Source organism: Dehalococcoidia bacterium, from assembly GCA_003597995.1.
GTDB lineage: Bacteria > Chloroflexota > Dehalococcoidia > Dehalococcoidales > UBA1222 > SURF-27.
In genome coordinates, this window is sequence record QZJY01000061.1 from 1 (window position 1) to 20,579 (window position 20,579).

Genomic DNA, 20,579 nt, shown 5'->3' on the forward strand with positions numbered 1-20,579 from the left:
GCCGATGGTGGTGGTACCCGTCTGCAGGGTCTTGGCGCCGCTGCCGGAGAGCGTAAGGTTGGTGTAGGTGACATTTCTCACTGTTTGGGCACCGGCGGCGGAGTAAACTACCGTGGCAGATGTTCCGTTAGCGGTGAATGTGGGGACGCCACCGTTGTTGGAATCTGTAAACGGAATAGCGCCTGAAAGGGTAAGCGTGCCAGTCGCTGCTCCACTTGCCATGGTCAGCGTTGCAATAGAAGCCGCGTTGTTGGCAGTTGTAAAAGCAATGCTGCCACCGACGCTGACAGCACCGGAATTGAGCGCGAAGGTGGGATTATTATTGGCAGTGCTGCCGGAGCGCTGGCTTGTGATTGCCAGGTTGCCGGCAATTGTCAGGTTAGTGATAGTCGATGCCAGAGTGGCGGTGGCGCTAGCTGTAGGAGAGCTGGTACCACCCAGGGTGACACTGGCGCAGGTAATCGCGCCTGCGCCTGATATGGCGGCAGCGGTACTGTCGTCCGCGGCGTTCTGAAGCGTGATGCCTGCAGTGACCGTAAGAGTCACACTTGAATTGACTGTCAAAGTCCCTGTGGCAGTGGCAGTATTAGCGAAGGTAATAGAGTTGATGGTGGCATTGGCCGTAACGGTAACGGTATCGCCCGGCCTGATTACGACATTATCGGTTGTAGCCGGTACCGTCCCTCCAGGCCACGGCGCGTTGTTAGTAGTGGAGTTCCAGTTGCCACTACCGGCTGTGGTTATGGTTGCCGCATAGACTGGAGTAGGCATGAGCACCAGCCCCACCAGGCTGAGACTCATCACCAGCAACAGTGAAACCGTCAGCCTTGCCGCCAGCGTGGCCGGCAGGATTATATAGATTACCCTTAGCCGCATACGCGCTATACTTTTAATCTTCACCCCCACCTCTTTCTAAATCAAGAGGTGCTCAGTGTGATTGCTCACACATGAATTCATTCTATCTATTACTTTACCATATAACATAAAGTATTCAAATAAGCCCGCATAGTTACGGCATTGCGTTCCTATCTTGAAGCCAGTATATAGCCCATCAACTAAAATAGTTATAAAATGGGGGGCGAAATCATTACAATACTATTACATTCTAACCCGCTCGGCAGGATTAATTATCACAAGGACAACCGGCTAGAGGTTCAGTTTATAGGATTGCGGTGGTGTTCAACCTCGGAACCCGAAGTTTATACTCCCGTTCAGTGAACAGTTCTTCGGGCTCCAGTTCCAACTCCCTCTTGTGTTTGAGTTCTTCCTGCGCCAGGCGTGAGAAAGAGCATTTTGGCCGCCTCCTGGCGTAATGTTCCCATCATTTGAAGTAAAAGGCCGCCAACTGCTGTTCACGCTTCATAGCAAAGATGATTTAATTCTTGAATGTTCTTAACAACGGCTGTATCATGATTGAGTCCGGCAAAAGCCCGGATGGGAGCTTGACGAATGGAAACTGGAGAAAACCGAGAAGGTGTAGGGTTTGTCGAGATGGAACAGCATTTCAATAACATCCCTGACTCAGTGCTAGAGTTGAAAGCCTGGTTAAGCATTTCAAACATGTATTCTGATGACCTCAGGAGTTTTGTATGAGCATAGAAATCGCCCTGCTTTTACTGGAATCAGTGCTTCTGCTGGCTACAATGGTCTTGCTCGTGGCTAACATCCGTGAGGGCCGCCAGCGCAGCCGTCTTATGCTTGAGGTCAGCAAAGCTACCAAAACGCTAACGCGCATGGAATATTTTCAGGCGGTTACCGATTCCATGAACGAAGCAGCGAAAGACATTATAGGGGTTGTTACCGGCCATCGTCTAAGAGGCGCCGATGATGAGCGGCGCATCAAAAACATCCTCAAAGTTATCGAGAATGCGGTTGGTCGCGGGGTGACGGTGCGATTTTTACTGCCCCAGTTCCATGACCGTTTGTACATGGGTTACCTCTATACCATGGCTGGCGCCGAGGTAAGATACTCTACCTGTTCCATGGTTTACAGCATGCGTTACAATATTGTGGATAGCCGATTGGTGGTAATGGGAATCCCGGACGCCATGAGTGAAGAGGCTTCAACCAATAAGGGCCACCGCCTGCCATCAGAAGCACTGGCATACATCCTGCATCAGCATTTCTACGGATGCTGGGAGAAAAACATTACCTTCAAAGAATACCTTAAACAAGTGATGGAGCAATCCGGCGCCTCGCTGCAAACCCTCTCCCAGGAAACCGGGCTTGAAATCGGGAAACTTAAGACCCTGTTGCCCCAGCGCGCCTGAGTCGCCGCCCCCGACCCTCTCGGTAATTTAGCCCTGCGGAGTTTGGCATGATGCGCAAAAGCAAGAGCCGCCCCGGTTGGGGCGGCTCTTCAGGATGACTCAAGTCGCCTGTTACTTACTTGGAGGCGAGTAAGGCGCGCTTGACCATGACCTTGGCCAGCTCGCGCTGCAATTCGGTTATCTTTTTTATGGTCTCGCTTTTTTCAGTGCCCATCTGACTGCCTGTATAGTTAACAACAAATTAATAGTTTATTCACACTTAACTATTCTGTCAAATTGGCTTGCTACCCATCGTTTTTCTCCCAGGCCGATTGTTGCTATACTGGCAACTATATGTCCGCCTCTACAGATTTAGCCCTTATCAAAGAGGTGCAGAGAAAAGCCCGCCATGGGGAATCCGGCGAATGGCGCAAAGAGTACACGCGGCAGTACAGGCAGGTGCTGGAGCATATCTTCGGGGAGATACAGGAGGAGATCCGTCCGTACAGCGACTCTCCGGAGGAAGGCATCACGTGCCGGAAGGGCTGCACGCATTGCTGCGAGCATTTCGTGTCCGTTTCTGTTTCCCACGCCCTGCTGATAACCGATTACCTTTATGCCAGTGGAAAAGCCATGTCAGCCTTCCTGCGCGGTTACGGAAAATGGCTGCGTACTATCGAGGATAATCCACAGGCCGCCGCCGTTTTCAGCAGTCTGGAAGAACATACCGCATCTGCCGCCGTCGTGAAACCTTATTCCCAGGAGTTGCTTTCAGCCTATCACGCATGTACCATCCCCTGCCCTTTTTTAGACGCAGGCCAGTGTTCCATCTATCCGGTCAGGCCGGTGTGCTGTGCCGCCTACTTTTCGGTGAGCCATCACGACTATTGCCGCGCCGATAGTGATACTTTAGCCACCATCTTCGAAGTCGCGCCCTCACAGGCGAACCTGCGCAGGATGGCGGAGCTGACAGATCCCAGACTCTTTCTGCACCAAGAAAACCTGCCCAAACTGGTATATAAACTGCTGAGGGCAAGCTTACCAGAAGTCGTTCTGGAGGTCGAGAGGCTGTTTAACTCTGATTCTCCAGGTAAATAAAAAACAAACCTTAGCGCTTCGATTTGAGGGCACAAATGCATGAAAACATCGTTAAAGGATAAAATCGTGGTCGTCACCGGTTCCAGCCGCGGTATCGGGCGGGCTATCGCCCAGGCCTGCGCCCAATCAGGCGCGAGCGTTATGCTTTCTTCCAGAAGCGTCGCGGGAGTCTCCTGCTGCGTCGAGGAGCTGCGCCGGGAAGGGCTGGCTGTAAAAGGCTTTGCGGCGGATGTCTCCCGCGAAGAAGATGTAGAGCGCCTATTCGAAAACAGCCTGGCGGAGTTCGGCAGAATCGACGTCTGGGTCAACAACGCCGGGATTTCCGGCGGCTACCGCACTCTGCAATCCATGCCCGCAGCCGAGATAAAACAGGTCGTTGACATCAACCTGCTGGGCACCTTCTATGCCTGCCGGCTGCTCATCCCTTATTTCCTTTCCAGAGGCGGCGGCACAATCATCAACATGAGCGGGCGCGGCGGGCACGGCAATGCCAGCCCTTACCAGTCCCCCTACGGCGCCAGCAAGGCCGCCGTCACCAGCCTCACACTCAGTCTGGCCGCAGAGAACAAAGGCAAACCGCTATCTATCAACTGCCTCTTCCCGGGGATGGTGGAGACGGACATCTACAAGGATGTGCAGACCTGTCCCGAGACGGAACCGAAAATGGGCATTATGCCCGTTCTTTTGAAAACCTTCGCCACCCCCATGGCGCGGGTGCAGCGCGTGGCTGTCGAGATGTGCGCGGTCAAGCCCGGGAGTGTCACCGGGAAATGTTATTCCGCCGAACGGCCTGAGCGCTACCTGCGGGCGCTGATGGCCCTGCCTGACTTCATAAAAGCCGCGAGGAATACAAAAAAAGGGTAGGGGCACAGCATGCTGTGCCCCCTGTTCTAGAATCACGATGTCGGTCCGCCTGATATGGAGCGCGGACTTCCCGTTGTCTCGTATCTACATTTGCACTTTTCCGGCAATACCCTGCGCAATGTCGCCCACGATAGGCAGCTTGTATGTTTCTCCCTGGTAGGCTTTATACATCATCACAAACATCAATACAACACCCAGGAAGCCCACTATTGAGCCCAACCACCAGACAAAAGGAAGGAAGTTGAGAATGATCGCCAATATGTTGATAGCCCCAAGCGCTACCAGAGATTGTGCGGCATGGAATCTAACGAATTGGCTTTTCTTTTCTATCACGAGGAAAATAATCCCCGTTACCCACCATCCAAGATAGCACAGCAGGCCGGCGATGTTGGCCTTGAGTCCGGTGGATGAATCTCCGGTATTCGCTCCGGGAGCAACCATCGGCTGCATGGGCTGCTGCATTCCGGGCTGCTGGTATCCGCCGGGAGGCGCGCTATATATCGGCGGGGGTGGGGGAGGAGGCACCTGTCCGGCAGGCGCACCCGGCACGCGTGTCGCGCCGCAAGACCCGCAGAATTTATCATTATCTCCGACTTTGGCTCCACAATTTGCGCAGAACGCCATTTTTCCTCCTTGCGTTATTTGGCACTATTATAGCATGGAGAAGGGGTAGCTATTCCAGGGAGTCCCCGCGAGACACCACCATCATGTAGGGGCGACGCGTGCGTCGCCCTCGTCGTCAGGGCGCGCTTTTCTTGGCTTCCCGCGCCTTGAGCCACTCGGTTTTGATGGCTGCCTTCAGCTCTTTGGCGCCCGCTAGAGAATACGAGTGCAGATTAAGCTGTTTGAGCAAATCGGAAATGGCTGAATCTATTTCAATCTCGCTGACATCCGCCAGGCTCCGTGGAGGCTTTTCTGGCTTCGCCTTATCCCCGCAGGCCATCTTTAACTGGCAAAATTCCTCGTTATCCACCATCTCCACCCCGGCGCTTCCGGTAGCTACCAGGTACGATCCCAGGTCCTGGCTGGCTTCCTCGGATGCGCTCAGGCGCTCCATGCAGCGCTTGCATACCTTCAGGCGGTTGGCCATGGCGTGTTCCCCCTCCGCATATTAAACAGGTTTCCCGATAGCCTGTTTGATGCGCATCAATGCTTCATCTATGTCGGCAGCGCTTATCATGCGGTGCACCACCGCGCGCACCCGGTGTCCTCCCGGATAGGTGAACAGCACGCCTGCGCCCTGCATGAGTTTAATAAAAGCGGGGGCTTCCATATTTTCAGGCGGCTCGAACATGACGATATTGGTCTGCACCTCTGAGGGGTCTATCTTCATGCCCTTTATGGCGGCAATGCCCAGCGCCAGCTTTTTGGCGCTGGCGTGGTCTTCGGCCAGGCGCTGCACCATCTTCTCGATGGCGATGATGCCGGCCGCCGCGATGACGCCGGCCTGGCGCATGCCTCCCCCCACCATCTTGCGCAGCTTGCGCGCCCGCACGATGAAATCCTGCGAGCCGCACAGCAGCGAGCCCACCGGCGCACTCAACCCTTTAGACAGGCAGAAGCATACCGAGTCGGCAGGTGCTGCAAGTACAGTAGCGGAGACTCCCAACGCTACCTCAGCATTGAAGATGCGCGCCCCGTCCAGATGGACTTTAAGCCCGCGCGAGTGCGCCATGCCGCAGATTTCCGCTGTGTATTCCGCGCTGAGAACGGAACCCCCGCAGCGGTTATGCGTGTTCTCCAGGCACAGCAGCGTGGTGGGCGGGTAGTGGATATTTTGAGAGCGAATGGTGGCTTCAACCGCGCTGATGTCCATGGTCCCGTCCGATGCATTCTCTACCGTGCGCATCACCACTCCGCCCAGCGCGGCAGCCCCTCCCACCTCGTTCCAGAATATATGCGCTTCGCTCCCTAGTATTATCTCGTCGCCGTGTCTGGTCTGGGACAGCACCGCCAGCAGGTTGGACATGGTGCCGCTGGGCGTGAAGAGGGCGGCTTCCTTGCCCATCCTCTGCGCCGCCAGCTCTTCCAGGCGGTTGACCGTGGGGTCTTCGCCGAAAACGTCGTCGCCCACCTCGGCCTTGTACATGGCCTGGCGCATTTCATCGGTGGGATGCGTTATGGTGTCGCTTCTCAAATCGATGGTTTTCATCGTTCGGTCTCCCTGAGCGTCAAATAATTTAAGTCTTGCCGGCTGCCGGGCGCGCCTTCTCGACGAGAGTTTTGAGCAATGACCTTACTGTCTCGCGGGTTTTCTCGTCGACCAGTTTGCCTTCGGCGTCGAATTTCTGGGCGGCAAAAGTCACGAACACCTCCGGTTTGTTCACCGCGTGCATATCGAGAGTTATGAATGACTGGCGCAGGCTTCCGGCAAAACCCAGTATGTTAATCATGTTCCTCTCCGCTTGAGGTAATTCTATGCCATATAACGACAATAGGCAATCACTAAAAATGAGGAGGGACGGGTTTAAAACCCGTCCCTCCATATGTTTTAACTCATGAGAGCCCGCCAATCTTCAAACAAGGGCGAGGCGCCCCACCTCTATCATCTATTTGTACGGCTTTTTTATCATCAGGCGACAATGTTACCCGGCGGCTGCGGCGGAGCGCCGGACGCACTTTGTCCAAATTCGGAGCGGCCCATGGCTATCAGGACCACCGCGCCCACGCCCATCGGTAAAAAGCTGATGCAGCCTGCGATGGCGCCCGCCAGTGCCCAGCCCCATCTCTTTCTCTGGATGGCGAAAACGCCCCCGACGATGCCCAGCGCCCCGATGGCAATCATGAACACGCCGGCCAGCCCGTAAAAGACCGCCAGTATGGTCAGAAACTGCCCGTCCGCCGTGGAAAAGTCGCCGAAAATACTCGGGTCGTTGAATATGGCCGACGCGAACAGGGCCACCATGATGAGTATCAGCCCGCTCACCACCCCCAGCGCGCCGGCTACTATGGAGAGGATGCCGCCTACTGTGGATTTTTGCACTGCTTTTTCCCTCCTCCGCTATTCTTTTGAGGCCATTGCCAGCCTGTCGAACCGCCCAAATGTTACCACCACGGCAACCGCGCCGCAACCATCCACGTGTTCCCACTCATTCCTTTCTCTCTCCCCTTGAGGGAGAGAATTAAAGTGAGGGGTAGTTCCCTGGTTGTCATACCGGAGGCCATACATTCACGGAGTTTACGCTGAGTGGACGAAGTGCTCAGTACAGGCTCCGGCTGGCCGAAGCATCTGGGGTGGGGGTGAAACCTCCCCTTTAGAAAAAGGGGGATTGAGGGGGATTTTCTCTGTCATTCCCGCGCAGGCGGGAATCCAGGGTTATTGCTATTATAGGCTGGTTCTTTTCTCGCTTTGCGAAAAGGGGATTGTGCGGGATTTTGTGGGTTTATAATAGTGGGGAGATAATTCTGTCATTATCATCAGCCCGGTCAAAAGCTCAGGGTTCTTTAAAAAGGTTTGAACATCCAAGCCCTCATCGATTACCGGCTGATCCCAATTATATGGATAGCATAAACTAATGCTTCTTAGTAAACAGTCTTGCTCTTCCAATGTCCCATTAAAAAGATAATGAAGGATAGTGTACAACTTGTTGACGACCAGTTTATTAAATTCCTTCATCTCTTCCTGAGATATAATGCCGCGAGCATGATAATCCTCAATGACAGTGTTTCTGACACAATTCAGGGCCATTAATAAAGCCAACTCCTTGACAGGCACGCCCATAATAGGAGGTTCTTCGTCTTTTTTAAATTTCGTTGCTTCATTATCCGTGGCTATTTTCAACAACGCTCTTATTTTGTTTTCCTCTTGTTGGAGCTTAACCAATTTAGTGAGCTTGGCCCGACTTTTTGTTTTTCCAGTCGGATCTATTTCCGTTCTTAGTTTCTCAATATCCGCGAGCTTTCGGTTAATCATCTCTTCCAGGGTTGGCAAACGAGGCCGTCCGACTTTTCGTTTTGTCTCGATTTTAACTAAAGGTTTTCGTTTAGCTTCAGTCATTGGTTTTGCCTTCGACAATCTTAATTTCCTCTTCATTGAGGCCGTAAAGGTCATAGACCAGATTATCTATTTCGCTATCGGTCTTTTCAATTTCTTTGACCAGCCCGTCGCGCTCGTGGGAATACTGGTCGCGGATGGGAGTCAGCTTCTTGTTTAGCTCCAGCATCTTTTCCACCAGCGCCACCAGCCTGTCATGCGCCTTCTTTTCGGCTGGGACGGAGAAGTCGATCTGGCGAATGGGAAGGCGTTCAATGTAACGCTGGGCGTATGAAAAGAAGCCGCCCCTGAACGGGCTACTTAATTTTTTGAGATTAAAGTCGAGCAATTTTGAGTTGAGCAAGCCGAGAACGTAAAGAGGGGATTCTTTTGTGGTTGATTTCAATGTTATGCCGTACCCGCCCGCATTACCGCCGCCTGTAAAGTAGAAGCCTCCATGTTTATCGATTGTAAAACGGGCTTTGTTAGCCAGAACGCCAGTAAGAAGTTTTGGTTTGTCATGCAAAGCTAGACTTTTGGGGTAAATATAAGCATACCAGTTCTCATGCTTCATTTTGCCGTTTTCCCTATTTTCAAGGGCTTTGCGATTATCCAGTAGGTATTTCCAGCACAGCGGGTATGAAGAAGTGAAATCTTGCGGAGTGATGAGTTCCGCATGTCCGTTAGATACTTTGTAAGGGAATAACAACAATTGAGGGGTAACTGGATAGCGATAACGCTCGATGTCATTACCCATGAGAAAAGGTTTGAGTAAAGCGGATTCCAGTTCCACTTCCTTCGTCAAGCTGCGGGAATAGGCTCTGAATTTGCCGTTTTCGCACGCACTCCGTTTTTCCATTACGAATATTGTATCGGCGTTTGTTTGCAAACCAACGAAGATTCTTTCGGTTATTTCGCCCAAAAGTTCGGCTTTCTGCTGAAGTTTGGCAAGCAACCTGTCGCCTGTTACCGAAAGCGGCCATACCCCTTTAATAATGGCATCCTGCGCGGCTTTAACGGGCGTCATAGAAGCGATGTCCGGCGGTTGAATGCCGTCGGCGGGCATAAACACATAATTCAGTAGGGGCGAATGGCCATTCGCCCCTACGCCTTTACGAAGGATTACGATGACAGGATAAGTGGTGGCTTCGGCGAATACCTGCTGTGCCGACAGGTCAATAATGTCTTCGACAGTGCACTGTTCGTGTATCACTTGCTGTATTTTCTTGCCGTAGTCGGACTTAAGAAACTTGCCCGAAGTAATGAACCCCAGTTGTCCGCCTGTTTTTAATAGCCTTATGGCCTTTTCTATAAACAGCACATAGATGTCGAAAGAGCCGAAGGCGGAATCATAATGGGAACGAAAATAATCAGCCTCGTCTTTCGGTAGCGATTGGATGCGCACGTAAGGTGGGTTGCCAATCACCACATCGAACCCCCCGCCCGCCATAATGTCCTTAAACTCTTCTTCCCAATTAAAGGGGTGCTTGGCCTTCCAGTCTTTGCCGAAATAGCCCTTCAACTCTTTTTCCGTGCCGGAAATGAGCGAGTTGCCCCGTTTAATATTATCCGTGAGCGGCGGCAACAAGTCCCGATTAGCAAGGCCGCGTAGCAGCAAATTCAGGCAGGCAATCTCAACCGCTTGTTCGTCCAGATCAACGCCAAAAATATTACCGGACAAATAGCGCATTCGTTCATTTTGCTCGAGTTCATTTACTGCTTTACTTTGCACCTTAGCATGGTATTTCAATAGCTCGTCATAAGCGCGGATAAGGAACGAACCTGAACCGCAGGCGGGGTCCAGGATTTTCATATTCAAAATCTTGTTGTAGCCTTCGGCCTCGTTTTCCTTGATGAAACGCCCGACAGTTTCTTTAACAATGTAGTCGGTGACGAATTTGGGCGTGTAGTAAATACCTTGCTCTTTGCGGTGAACTTTCTTTTCAACCATCTGGTAGTCTTGTTCTACCGCAAGGCCAAGCCCTAATTGAGCCTGAGTGTCTTTGGCTTTTTCTTGCAATATCTTCGCCACATAGCCCAGATACTGTTCATAAACGTGCCCAAGAATGTCAGGTTCGATTACTGCGAAATCATAGTCGGCTATGCCGCCGGGGATTTCATATAACCCGTTCAGTATTTCTTTGATGATGTATTCATCAATCTCCAGCTTGGCGCTATCTAAAAGGTGTTCCTTGAACAAGTCGCTGTCATAGTAATTGGTGTAATAGGCGAATATTTCGCGGAGCGCGGCGGCAAGCTCGCCTTTTTTGTGTCCGCCGCTGTCCCACTTGTGAACGGCGGAGCGCAGCTTGCGCTCTTCCAGTTTCCTGTCTTCGGCGGTGCGGATAAAGATAAGGCGGTTAAAGAGCTTTTCGATAACCTCGTCTCTTTGTTCAGGCTTGAGCCACTTGTTGTAATGGTAAAGCTCGTTAAAGAGGTTGCCGCGCCAAGCGCGTAGTTGCTTGAACAGCCTTTCTTCTATTGGGATGAGAGGGGGCAGCGAGCCGTATCCGGTGGCTTCTTTACTGAACGCGTCCGAGGTTATCGCCTCGCGAGACAGCAGCCATAGCTTATCGAAACTGCTGACATAATCTTTATAGTTAAGCTGGATAAAGGGAGAGCTTTTTTGCGCGTTTAACAGGCGCAGTTCCTCGAAGTTGGTCAGCACAGCCCAGGTTACGCCGTTGCTGTAGGCGTAGGTGATGGCCTGTTTAATATATTCGGGGTTGTTTAAGTCTGCCTTGAGGGGTTTGGCTTCGAGATAGAAGCGCGCCACGCCGTTTATCTTGAAAGCAAAGTCCACACGCTTGTTCGAGGCGGCTTCTTCCATCGCAACTTCGTGGGTGTCAAAGACATCCCATCCCAAAGCGGCAAAGAGCGGTAGAATGAAGCCTTGTTTAGTATTGGCCTCGTTGTAGGATTTAATTTCTTTGCTGGTTAAGGCTTCGTACTTCTTGACCAGCTCGGATATTTTCTGGCGGGCTTCGTCTTTGTTCATGGCATTGCTAATAATGCTACTGAATTGATACGTATTGTAGCATTAATGCTACTGGGGTAACAGGGGTCAACACGACAATCACCCCTTGCCAACCACCAGAACACTTGTGCTATTATATACCCTGTGTCAAACAGCGGAAAAGTCTCGAACATTAACAGCGCGAAGCCTTACGAATACGATTCAGGCACAAATGACCCATTCGTAAAAGCCCTGACGAACCCCCAACGGAGCCTTACGAAAAAACGATTCCACGCACGGGACATGCCTGAAAAACATGGTTCGTTTCCCGAAAAAATTTTCTCCTTGAAACGAAAACGAATCGACGTAGGGGCGAGGCATGCCTCGCCCGTGGATAAGCAAAGACCCCACCCCGGATGCTTCAGCCATCCCTCATGGCTTCCAGCATGACAACATGGGAACGGGATTGCCGCGTCGGCTTTCAGCCTCCTCGCAACGACGGGACGATTACGAGGCGGGCATAGCACACGCTATGCCCCTACAAAGACGGGGCTAAATCCCTCTTACTCTCCCTTTACGCCCTCACTCCAGACTCTCTCCCGCTGAGGCGGGCGAGAGAGTAAAAGGGAAGGGGCGCAGGTTATAGGGAGAGGTTGGATACCTTTACCCCTCGATGAGGTTCAGCCGCGTGTAGCCCTCTTTGCCCTTCACCTTCTCGTAAATCAGGCGAGCGCAGGCGATATCCTCGATAGCCAGTCCCGTGGAGTCGAAAACAGTTATCTCCTTGTCGCTCACCCGTCCGACTTTCGACCCGCCCACCAGGTCGGCCAGCGAGCCGCGGATGCGGCCCGGGTCGAGCAACCCCCTGTCGAGCGGCACGTTTATCTCGCCGGAGGTGCTGGCCTGCCGCATATCGTCCACGAAGATGACGGCCTCGTTCAGGATGTCGGGGTCTAGCTCCTCTTTGCCGTGAGCGTCCGCGCCGACGGCGTTGATATGCACGCCCGGCCCGACCCATTCCTTCTTCACGATGGGCTGATGCGCCGGCGTGACCGTGCATACGATGTCGGACTCCATTACTTCCGGCAGCGTGTGAGCCTCGATGCGATACTGCGGGAAAGCGCGGATGAGCCTCTCTATGCAGGCTGCGGATATATCATAGACCTTGACAAGCTGGAGGTCATAAATAGCCGCGTGCGCCATGAGCTGGGTGTATGCCTGCCGCCCGGCCCCCACCAGCCCCAGCGTGCGGGAGTTCTGGCATGCGAGATACTTTGAGGCCACCGCCGAGGCCGCGCCGGTGCGGTAGGCCGTGATGTCGGTGCCGTCCATGACGGCCAGCGGGTAGCCCGTTTCCGGGTCGCTATAGATGATGACCGCCATGACGGTAGGCAAATTCTGTGCGGGGTTGCCGGGATGGACGTTCACCCATTTCAGACCGGCGGCGCCGGGCAGCGAAGCCGGCATGGCGCGGAAGTCGCCTTTATCCACGGTCAGGTATGACTTGGGCGGCATCTGGGCCTTGCCCAGCGACCATTGCAGGAAGGCGTTTTCCACGGCGGGGATGACCTCTTTCATGTCGAGAAGCGGCAGTATTTCGCTTTTACCCAGGAACAGTGTCGGCATTAAGCATCCTCCTTCGCAGTATTGTGGGTTCCATTTGACTCTATCCCGTGGCGGATTTAATGTCAAGCACAGGTGAGAATGGATTGAAAAATTACCCCAAACATGTGCGCACCTATTCAAAACTGACAATTTTGCCTCCCTTACGTTATATATAAAGAGTGGGGCAAAAAAATCGCTCCATAATGTGAGGAGAAAAACCGTGGAACAAAAAGATTTAAAGGATTTAAAAGCTATCAAAAAACATGAAATCATGGAGAAGCCGTTACCTGAAATACTGGATGAAATATCGTCGAGCATAGAACTGGCGGAAAAGGCAGCCGCGGATGCCAGAGCCGCAGCGGATGAGGCCAAACGGGCCGGTGAAAAGGCCGCCGAGCAGGTGATGAAAAAAATCAGGAAACTATTCCTTAAGATGGTTACTGATATAACTGAAGAACTCAAGGAAGGCGAAAAGTAAGCTCACCTCGTACACCTCACCGCTTATCCAGCCTCTCCCAACCCACAAGCTTCATGTTGCGCGCCGCATCGCCCATTTGCGATGCAGCGCGGATGCGAATGCCTTTTGAACGCGTGACCATTTCAAGGAAGACTCCCGATTCGTAGTGTATGTGAGAAAGGAGGGGCGAGGCATTCCCCACCCGTGTGAGATGCCCCCCTCCAGATGCTTCGGCCCTCCTCAGGCGGACCTCCGGCATGGTTATTATCTTTATTTTTATGGTATCACCCTCACTCTTATCTCTCCCCTCAAGGGAGAGAAGAATAAATGCCCCGCTTGCCTGCGTCCCTCTTTTCACTTACAATAGCCGCAAAACTTGAGGAGTGTGACGATGACGCTTTCCGACCTCGCATTCATCCTCGGCGCTTACCTGGTGGGCTCTGTGCCGCACCTGTACCTGCTGGGACTGCTGTACGGCAAGCGCCTTAGCGGCGATTTGCACCATGAACTGTGGCGCCAGTGCGGCCGGGCTGTCTGGTTTCTAGCTGTTTTTCTGGAACTGGCAAGGGGCGTCCTGACCATTTTGATAGGACGCTGGCTGCATCTGGATATAGCCGTCATCGTGGCCGGCGGGCTGGCGGTGGTGGCGGGGCAGATGTGGCCCATCTTCCACCACTTCGACGGTGAGAAGGGCAACAGCGTGGGCGTGGCCATGGCGCTGGCCCTGACCCCGCTGCCGTTGCTGATCGCCCTCATCCCGATGCTTGGCGGTTTTTTGATACGCACCATCCCGCGTTTTCTGAATAAGGAGCAAACCATGAGCGAAAAGTTGCGCTTCGGCGGGCCGCCCAGCAACAGCTTCCCATTGGGGATGATACTGGGTTTTGCCGTATTGCCGCTGGCCGCCTGGCTTCTGGGAGAGAGCCTGGCCGTGGTTCTGGCCTACGCGCTGCTGTTTGCGCTCATCCTGCTCAGGCGCGCCACCGCCGGGCTGAGTGAGGATATCGACAAGGGCAAAAAACTTCTTCCGGTGATAGTCACTCGACTGCTGTACGACCGGGCGGACTTATAGTTCAGGATTCTGGTATTTTGTCTGTCTACACGATGTGTCATATAATATCCTGGCAAGACAACTAACGAGCGGGAGGGAATATGAAACGTTTCGGCTGGTTGATCGCCATCGGGTTGGTCCTGGTAATCATACTGGCGATAGGCCTGGGAATTGCCGGCAGCTACAACGGTCTGGTTAAAAAATCCCAGGCAGTTGATTCGCAACTGGCACAGGTCGAGACGCAATACCAGCGCCGCTTTGACCTGATACCTAACATGGTCGCCACGGTCAAGGGCTATCTGAAGCAGGAACTGGCTATTTTTGGCGAGATAACGGAGGCGCGAGCTGCCTATGGCTCCGCGCAAACGGTAGAGGAGAAATCAGCGGCTTCCATCCAGTTTGAGAATGCCCTGAGCCGTTTGCTGGTCATCGTAGAGGATAATCCTGAAATAAAATCTGACAAGGTTATGATAGGACTGATGGATGAACTGGCCGGCACCGAGAACCGCATCAGCGTGGAACGCAAGCGCTATAACGATGCCGTGCGCGATTATAACACGGCCGTAAAGAGCTTCCCCACCAACATAATCGCCGGCATCTTCAATTTTGACGAGCGCGAGTACTTTGCCAGTGTCTCCGGGGCCGACAAGCCGCCGGTCGTGGAGTTCTGATGAAGCGTTTCCTGGGGGCAGGCTTCCTGGCGCTCGTTCTGGCGCTGGCGACCGCCTGGCCTGCGCTGGCAATAACTTTCCCCAGGCCGCAGGGCTATGTCAGCGACTTTGCCAACCTGCTGCCGCCGTCCTCCCAGGCCGCGCTTGAGGCCGACCTGGCGCAGCTCGAAAAAGACACCACGGCGCAGGTAGCAGTTGTTACTATTATCAGTCTCGACGGAGAGACTATAGAAGGCTATGCCATAGGGCTGTTCGAAGTCTGGGGCATCGGTAAAAAAGACCAGGACAACGGCGTGCTTTTCATAGTCGCGCTTACCGAACGCAAGGCGCGCATAGAGGTGGGCTACGGGCTTGAGCCCGTCATCACCGACGGCCGCGCCGGTCGTATACTCGACGACAAGGTTATTCCAGAGTTCAAAAACGGCGATTATAGCGCTGGCATCCTGCAGGGCGCTGCCGCTATCGAAGACTACATCCGCGGCGGTACTCCGCCGGGCCCCCTGGAGGACAACCCGGCTCAGAATTTTGTCGGGGATAATGCCGTGTTGCTCGGGGTGCTGGGGTATATCACCGTTTACCTTATGGGTTTCATGGCCCGCAGCAAGAGCATATGGCTGGGCGGCATCTGGGGCGTCATCGTGGGAATCATCCTCGGCGTTGCCCTGGGAAGCGTTGTTGCCACGATTGTGCTTCCCATCGTGAGCGGAGCCATCGGCGCGCTGCTGGACTTCATCCTCTCGCGCAACTACAAGGCGAGAGCGAGCAGCGGCATGTCAACCGGGTGGTTTGCTTCGGGAGGCGGCTTCCGGGGTGGAGGTGGCGGTGGAGGTTCCGGCGGTTTTAGTGGAGGATCTTCCGGCGGCGGGGGCGCCAGCCGCGGATGGTGATAATCAATCCTGACGATTGCTCTTAAACCGGCTGATATATGAAACTTCCCGGACAGTCCCGGCACGCCTCAAAAAGACTGAATGATGCCGTTGCTGAGGTTCAGGACGGCCTGGGACGGAATATCGTTTTCCTCTCGCTTGAGCAATTTGGCGACCCCCTCATAAGGAGAACTGTGCGCGGCTACCACGACAGCTATAACGGAGTAGAGCGTATCTGGCTGGACTCCTCGCTGCCCTACACTGCACAGGAAGCCACCGCCGCCCACGAGCTGGCGCACGTAATGCAGCACAAAGAGCGGTATCCTCAGGCATCGAGCCTCGCAGGCGCGCGCGACCAGCCCCTCATCCCCACCCTCGAACATCTGGCCGCCAGGACAAACAACCTGGTGATGGACGAGTCCGCCGATTTATGGGCTGCGAGGCGTGGTTTTGACATGGGAAAAGCCCTCGTCAACATCGGTTTGGAGCGACTGATAGCCGGTTTAAACCATAAAGCGGTCGAAGCTGAGGCTGTGGATTGGGACGGCTACTACACGAGTCTGAAAAAGCTGGCGCAAGAGGTGACCCATGCCAGACAAATTAAACCTTTCACCATCGGGGCGGAGATAGATACCCAGGTAATGACACTGGACTACGCCGGGTTGTCTCTGCGTCTAGGGCGCTACGGCCTTTTCAAAGAACTGGACTCGCTGTGGGCAGAGCACTGGCCGGTATCCAGAAAGATGGGAAAAGAGCTAGCCGCTATAATCAGGTTGAATGGCGTAGAAAGCCGCGAAAAATGCCGGAAGGCGCTTGAGAAAATCATCGCCTTCTTAAAAATCCCGGCTCCGCTGATAATCATCCGCTAGCGGACTCCTCACGCCCGTACTATCCTTCTTCACCTTCCAGGCGACTCAGGGCTGTCTCGAATTCCGCACGCAGTCGGTCGGCTTCAGATGAGAGTGCTCCCCAGGTCTCAGTGAGTTCCTCAGCCTGTGCTTTAAGCGCCCGGTGCCTCTCAATGCTGGACACCACTTCCTGCGAATCCTTGTAGTGTTCCGGCCGGGCAAAACGTTTTTCGAGGTCTTTGACTTCGCTTTCTATGCGCGACAGCTCCGCTTCTAACTTCTCGATGCGCTTTTTGAGCGGCGTGCTTTTGGCGTAATAGTCGCTGCGAAGCTCGCCGGAAAGCGCGCGCTTCTGTCTCGAGCCGGGCGCGGGAGTCTTTTTTACGGACATGAGACAGCGCTGCGGATTCTCATCTTCCGGCGACAAAAGAGATTTGTGATACAGGTAGCTGTCGTAATCTCCCTGGTAAACCGTGATGTCACCCGCCTTCACCTCTATGATGCTGGTGGCAATCTGGCGGATGAGGGTGCGGTCGTGGGTGATGAAACACAGCGTGCCGCGGTAGGCTTCCAGGGCGTCGGTAAGCACTTCGCGCGAGGCGATATCGAGGTGGTTGGTGGGTTCGTCCATCAGCAGGAAATTGGCGGGCTGGGTAAGCATCTTGGCCAGCGCCAGGCGGGCTTTCTCGCCGCCCGAGAGGACGGATACTTCTTTGTACGCATCATCTCCGGAGAATAAAAACCCGCCCAGTATGGCCCTCAACCTCACGTCTTCGGTATCCGGCGGAGCCACCCTGCGTAGTTCGGCCACTGCTGTATTGTTCGGTTCCAAAAGCTCAAGCTGGTGCTGTGCGTAATAGGCCGTGATGACGGCGTGTCCCAGCCGGCGCTCGCCATTTTCAAAGGTGAGCATTCCGGCCAGTATTTTTAGCAGGGTGGTTTTGCCGGCGCCGTTGGGCCCGACCAGCGCTACTCTGTCTCCTCGGCGCAGCAACAGATTCAAATCTCTATAGACGGTGTTGGCGCCGTACGACTTGGACACGTGATTCAACATGATAACATCGGAGCCTGAATGGGGCGGCTCGGGGAAACTGAAGCGTATCTTTTTGGCCAGGCGCGGCACTTCGATGCGTTCCAGTTTCTCCAGTTTCCTGATGCGGCTCTGCACCTGGGTGGCCTTGGTATTCTTGGCGCGGAAGCGGTTGATGAAGCGTTCTTCCTGCTCGATTTTGATGCTCTGTCGTTTGGCTGTCGCTTCCAGCACTTCGAGCTCCATCTGCCTGGCCTCTACGTAGTTGTCATAATTGCCCGAATAGACTGAGACCCTGCCTGTTTCTATAGCCAGTACTTTGCTTACGACGCGGTTGAGAAAAGCGCGGTCATGCGAGGTTAGTAATACGGCCCCTTGATAGGTTTTTAGATATTCTTCGAACCATAGCTGGGTTTCCAGGTCGAGGTGATTGGTGGGCTCGTCGAGCAGCAGCAGGTCCGGGTTCTGCAGCAGTATCCTGGCCAGTTCGGCGCGCATCCTCCAGCCTCCGCTGAAATCTGAAAGAGGGCGTTCATAATCGGAGTCGCGGAAACCCAGCCCGCACAGGATGACGCGAGCTTCCTGCTCCACGTCGTAGCCTCCGGCGGCTTCAAAGCGGTGCTGCAAATCGCCAAGCTCGGCGAGCAGCACGGCCTGGGTTGCCCCATCCGCCCCCTCGGCCAACTCCTCCTGTACCGCCTGGATGCGGTGCCCCAGACGGTTGATGAGGCCGGCGGCTGAGGTTACCTCTTTGAGCAACGCACGGCTTGAACCCACGCTACTTTCCTGGCGCAGATAGCCCACGGTAAGCCCTTTGCGGCGGGTTATCGCGCCGCCGTCGGGGGCGAGTTCGCCGGCGATTATCTCCAGCAGCGTGCTCTTGCCGCTGCCGTTGGCGCCGAGCAAGGCCAGGCGGTCGCGCGCGCCGATATTCAAGCTGACCTGGCTGAAAAGAACGCGCTGGGCGTAGGACTTGGAAATGTTATTCAGACTGAGCATTTTGCACACGTATTATAGCTGGCGAACGTTTTATCGGGCAAAAAAGAGCAATATAAAGGGAGAGCTCCAGTTTAAGGCGCTCTCCTGATGTTGGTTCGCGGATGCCTGAGGATATCGAGGTCAAGACAACCCAGCGCATTAGAATAAGGTCCATTTATTCCGTGAAAGGCACACCCTGGAAGGAGTCACGGCTGCCGACCTCCAGGACGACATATTTGCCGGCGTCATTGGTCTGGTACACCCCGGGGGCGGTGATAGACTTGAGAATGCCCACCAGTTTCTGCATCTGCAGGGAGATGTCTTCTTTCTCCTGTTTATACGCGCTGGAAAAGAGGAAAATGCCGTTGACGCTGCGGGAGCGGGCGCACTGGTCCACCAGATTTTGATATTCCACGTTGGTTTTGAATCCCACGATAAATTTCCAGATGCCGGTGCGAAGCTGGTCGACAGCCGCCAGGCCCTGAATGGCGTCGCCCATATTATCCATGCTGACCGTTCCCTTGACCTGTATAACGCAGCGCACGGACTCCGGACTGACCACCACGATGTCCCCCGAGCTGAAAAGCGGGCCGTATTCCACGGCGTTGTAAACGATGATGTCGCATTCCTTGCTGGCGCGGCCGTCGGATGCCAGCACCACGCCCCTGCCTACCGCAAAGGATGCTGAAACGGCCTCTCTCACCGCATCGCGCACGATGGCCTCATAGTAATCGCCTATGATGCGCGGGTCCTTCAGCAGCGAGTTGATGACGTCGCGCTGCACCATCACTTTTTCCTGCACCTTGCGGTAATACTGCTCCATGCTCATATCAGGACCTCCCGTGTTTAGCCTGTTTTTCTGATTCAATCTGTTCGAGTCTGCGGTCATCCAGCCCGAAGTGGTGCGCGATCTCGTGCAGCACCACTTGGCGCACCTCACGTTCGATTTCAATATCGGAAACAAATATGGATTCTATGGCATTCTGGAATATGGTGATCTTGTCGGGAACCACCATGCTATAGCCGATGCCGCGCCCGGTCAGCGGCACACCCTCATAGAGCCCGAGGAGCGTTCCCCTTTCTGATGCTTTGCGGTTCTGCGCTCGGCTCGGAAAATCTTCCACCACAACGTCTACGTTTTCCAGCAGATTGCGGAACTGCTCCGGCAGACCGGCTACCGCCGCAGCCACCAGCACTTCAAAGCGCTTCCTATCCATCTTCCCGCTATTATAGAACAAAGCCCGTGACAATATAAGCCATCTGCAATAACAACTGGCGCTGACAAATCGATATCGCTTCGGCCTTCCGAGAGCTCAGAGATGGTCACTTTCGCGCCGTTGGTATGGTATTGCCCGGTTGCATTAAACAGGCCAGGCACAAGAGGGATATCGAGGAAAAGGTTCTGGATTATCCAGAGGTCGCAGATAAGCAAATATTTGCATCTGAGGGTTGATGGTTAAAAAGAGGCTGTGCTGTCATGGAAGCGCTTTTCGAAGATGAGACGATGGTCACCCGGGGCGTAAAAATCGCGGATACGTGACACCCTTTTGTATCCCTTTTTGAGGTAGAAACGGCGCGTGTTCAGGTAATTGGGTTTGCTGGATGTCTCTATCAGCAATAGTTTGCCCCCAGCTCTTTGAATTTCGTCTTCAGCTTTCTTGAGTAGTGCCGCGCCTATGCCCATCCCGCGTTTGTCCAGGGCTACCGCCATCCAGTAAATGTCCCATGTGGTCATGGTGAGGGGCGTCTGCCCGTAGCAGACATACCCCACGATTCTCGATGCCGATTCGGCGATTGTGATCTGGTAATCCCTGCCGGGACAGTCAAGGTAAACATCGATGACTCCTTCGGCCACGGGTATTTCGGCGGGCTCGAATTCGGGGGTGGCTTCGAGCAACGCCATGAGCCGGGGTTTGTCGGCAGCGGTCATGGA

Annotated in this window: 21 protein-coding genes and 1 pseudogene; 7 read left to right on the forward strand and 15 right to left on the reverse strand. The window is 54.1% G+C overall.

From position 1 onward, the window contains the following. Positions 1 to 900 (reverse strand): hypothetical protein (locus C4542_08260; protein RJO60729.1); only part of this gene is annotated, 900 nt, incomplete at its 3' end. A 689-nt stretch (positions 901 to 1,589) separates the two neighbouring features. Between C4542_08260 and C4542_08265 the strand changes: the two genes are divergently transcribed. The 3 genes from C4542_08265 to C4542_08275 all read left to right on the forward strand — a co-directional run bounded on the left by C4542_08265 (position 1,590) and on the right by C4542_08275 (position 4,211). Continuing rightward, the gene (locus C4542_08265; GenBank protein RJO60730.1) at positions 1,590 to 2,270 is read left to right on the forward strand and encodes a hypothetical protein; all 681 of its coding nucleotides are present in this window, start codon (positions 1,590 to 1,592) and stop codon (positions 2,268 to 2,270) included. A gap of 333 nt (positions 2,271 to 2,603) precedes the next feature. Then, on the forward strand, positions 2,604 to 3,347 hold the full coding sequence (locus C4542_08270) for a YkgJ family cysteine cluster protein (protein ID RJO60731.1): 744 nt from the start codon (positions 2,604 to 2,606) through the stop codon (positions 3,345 to 3,347). A gap of 39 nt (positions 3,348 to 3,386) precedes the next feature. Beyond that, positions 3,387 to 4,211: an SDR family oxidoreductase gene (locus C4542_08275; GenBank protein ID RJO60732.1), complete on the forward strand. Its 825-nt coding sequence runs from the start codon at positions 3,387 to 3,389 to the stop codon at positions 4,209 to 4,211. A gap of 84 nt (positions 4,212 to 4,295) precedes the next feature. On the opposite strand, the gene C4542_08280 is transcribed toward C4542_08275, so the two are convergent. The 8 genes from C4542_08280 to C4542_08315 all read right to left on the reverse strand — a co-directional run bounded on the left by C4542_08280 (position 4,296) and on the right by C4542_08315 (position 12,766). After that, on the reverse strand, positions 4,296 to 4,835 hold the full coding sequence (locus C4542_08280) for a zinc-ribbon domain-containing protein (GenBank protein RJO60733.1): 540 nt from the start codon (positions 4,833 to 4,835) through the stop codon (positions 4,296 to 4,298). Between the two features lie 115 nt (positions 4,836 to 4,950). Continuing rightward, positions 4,951 to 5,301, reverse strand: coding sequence for a hypothetical protein (locus tag C4542_08285; protein ID RJO60734.1), 351 nt, complete (start codon positions 5,299 to 5,301; stop codon positions 4,951 to 4,953). Positions 5,302 to 5,322: 21 nt separating this feature from the next. Continuing rightward, complete coding sequence (locus C4542_08290; protein ID RJO60735.1) at positions 5,323 to 6,363, reverse strand: low-specificity L-threonine aldolase; 1,041 nt, start codon at positions 6,361 to 6,363, stop codon at positions 5,323 to 5,325. A gap of 28 nt (positions 6,364 to 6,391) precedes the next feature. Then, positions 6,392 to 6,604 (reverse strand): hypothetical protein, encoded by a 213-nt coding sequence (locus tag C4542_08295; GenBank protein RJO60736.1) that lies wholly within the window; start codon positions 6,602 to 6,604, stop codon positions 6,392 to 6,394. Between the two features lie 179 nt (positions 6,605 to 6,783). Beyond that, positions 6,784 to 7,194, reverse strand: coding sequence for a hypothetical protein (locus C4542_08300; protein ID RJO60737.1), 411 nt, complete (start codon positions 7,192 to 7,194; stop codon positions 6,784 to 6,786). 342 nt (positions 7,195 to 7,536) lie between these two features. Continuing rightward, entirely contained in the window at positions 7,537 to 8,208 is a 672-nt protein-coding gene (locus C4542_08305; GenBank protein ID RJO60738.1) for a hypothetical protein, read from the reverse strand. After that, positions 8,201 to 11,182, reverse strand: a complete 2,982-nt coding sequence (locus tag C4542_08310; GenBank protein ID RJO60739.1) for a hypothetical protein — start codon at positions 11,180 to 11,182, stop codon at positions 8,201 to 8,203. The genes C4542_08305 and C4542_08310 overlap by 8 nt, the downstream gene beginning before the upstream one ends. A 621-nt stretch (positions 11,183 to 11,803) precedes the next feature. Further along, positions 11,804 to 12,766, reverse strand: a complete 963-nt coding sequence (locus C4542_08315) for an ornithine cyclodeaminase family protein (protein ID RJO60740.1) — start codon at positions 12,764 to 12,766, stop codon at positions 11,804 to 11,806. A gap of 250 nt (positions 12,767 to 13,016) precedes the next feature. On the opposite strand from C4542_08315, the gene C4542_08320 reads away from it, so the two are divergent. Beyond that, positions 13,017 to 13,223 carry a hypothetical protein gene (locus tag C4542_08320; GenBank protein RJO60756.1) on the forward strand — a complete coding sequence of 69 codons (207 nt, stop codon included), beginning with the start codon at positions 13,017 to 13,019 and terminating at the stop codon, positions 13,221 to 13,223. A 16-nt stretch (positions 13,224 to 13,239) separates the two neighbouring features. Here C4542_08320 and C4542_08325 read toward each other — a convergent pair whose 3' ends face one another. Continuing rightward, positions 13,240 to 13,560, reverse strand: coding sequence for a hypothetical protein (locus C4542_08325; protein RJO60741.1), 321 nt, complete (start codon positions 13,558 to 13,560; stop codon positions 13,240 to 13,242). Between the two features lie 33 nt (positions 13,561 to 13,593). Between C4542_08325 and C4542_08330 the strand changes: the two genes are divergently transcribed. Continuing rightward, entirely contained in the window at positions 13,594 to 14,274 is a 681-nt protein-coding gene (locus C4542_08330; protein RJO60742.1) for a hypothetical protein, read from the forward strand. Positions 14,275 to 14,354: 80 nt separating this feature from the next. After that, positions 14,355 to 14,924 (forward strand): LemA family protein, encoded by a 570-nt coding sequence (locus C4542_08335; protein RJO60743.1) that lies wholly within the window; start codon positions 14,355 to 14,357, stop codon positions 14,922 to 14,924. A 766-nt stretch (positions 14,925 to 15,690) separates the two neighbouring features. On the opposite strand, the pseudogene C4542_08340 reads toward C4542_08335, so the two are convergent. Continuing rightward, positions 15,691 to 15,792 (reverse strand): annotated as a pseudogene (locus tag C4542_08340) (energy transducer TonB). A gap of 57 nt (positions 15,793 to 15,849) precedes the next feature. On the opposite strand from C4542_08340, the gene C4542_08345 reads away from it, so the two are divergent. After that, a complete protein-coding gene (locus C4542_08345; protein ID RJO60744.1) occupies positions 15,850 to 16,659 on the forward strand; it encodes an ImmA/IrrE family metallo-endopeptidase in 810 nt (269 codons plus the stop codon). A gap of 19 nt (positions 16,660 to 16,678) precedes the next feature. Here the strand turns inward: C4542_08345 and C4542_08350 are convergent, their stop codons facing one another. The 4 genes from C4542_08350 to C4542_08365 form a co-directional block, all read right to left on the reverse strand. Next, on the reverse strand, positions 16,679 to 18,667 hold the full coding sequence (locus C4542_08350) for an ABC transporter ATP-binding protein (GenBank protein ID RJO60745.1): 1,989 nt from the start codon (positions 18,665 to 18,667) through the stop codon (positions 16,679 to 16,681). A 154-nt stretch (positions 18,668 to 18,821) separates the two neighbouring features. Next, positions 18,822 to 19,475, reverse strand: a complete 654-nt coding sequence (locus C4542_08355) for a hypothetical protein (protein ID RJO60746.1) — start codon at positions 19,473 to 19,475, stop codon at positions 18,822 to 18,824. 1 nt (position 19,476) lies between these two features. Next, positions 19,477 to 19,863, reverse strand: a complete 387-nt coding sequence (locus C4542_08360) for a metallopeptidase family protein (GenBank protein ID RJO60747.1) — start codon at positions 19,861 to 19,863, stop codon at positions 19,477 to 19,479. Positions 19,864 to 20,102: 239 nt separating this feature from the next. After that, entirely contained in the window at positions 20,103 to 20,576 is a 474-nt protein-coding gene (locus C4542_08365) for an N-acetyltransferase (GenBank protein ID RJO60748.1), read from the reverse strand. Between the last annotated feature and the right edge of the window lie 3 nt (positions 20,577 to 20,579).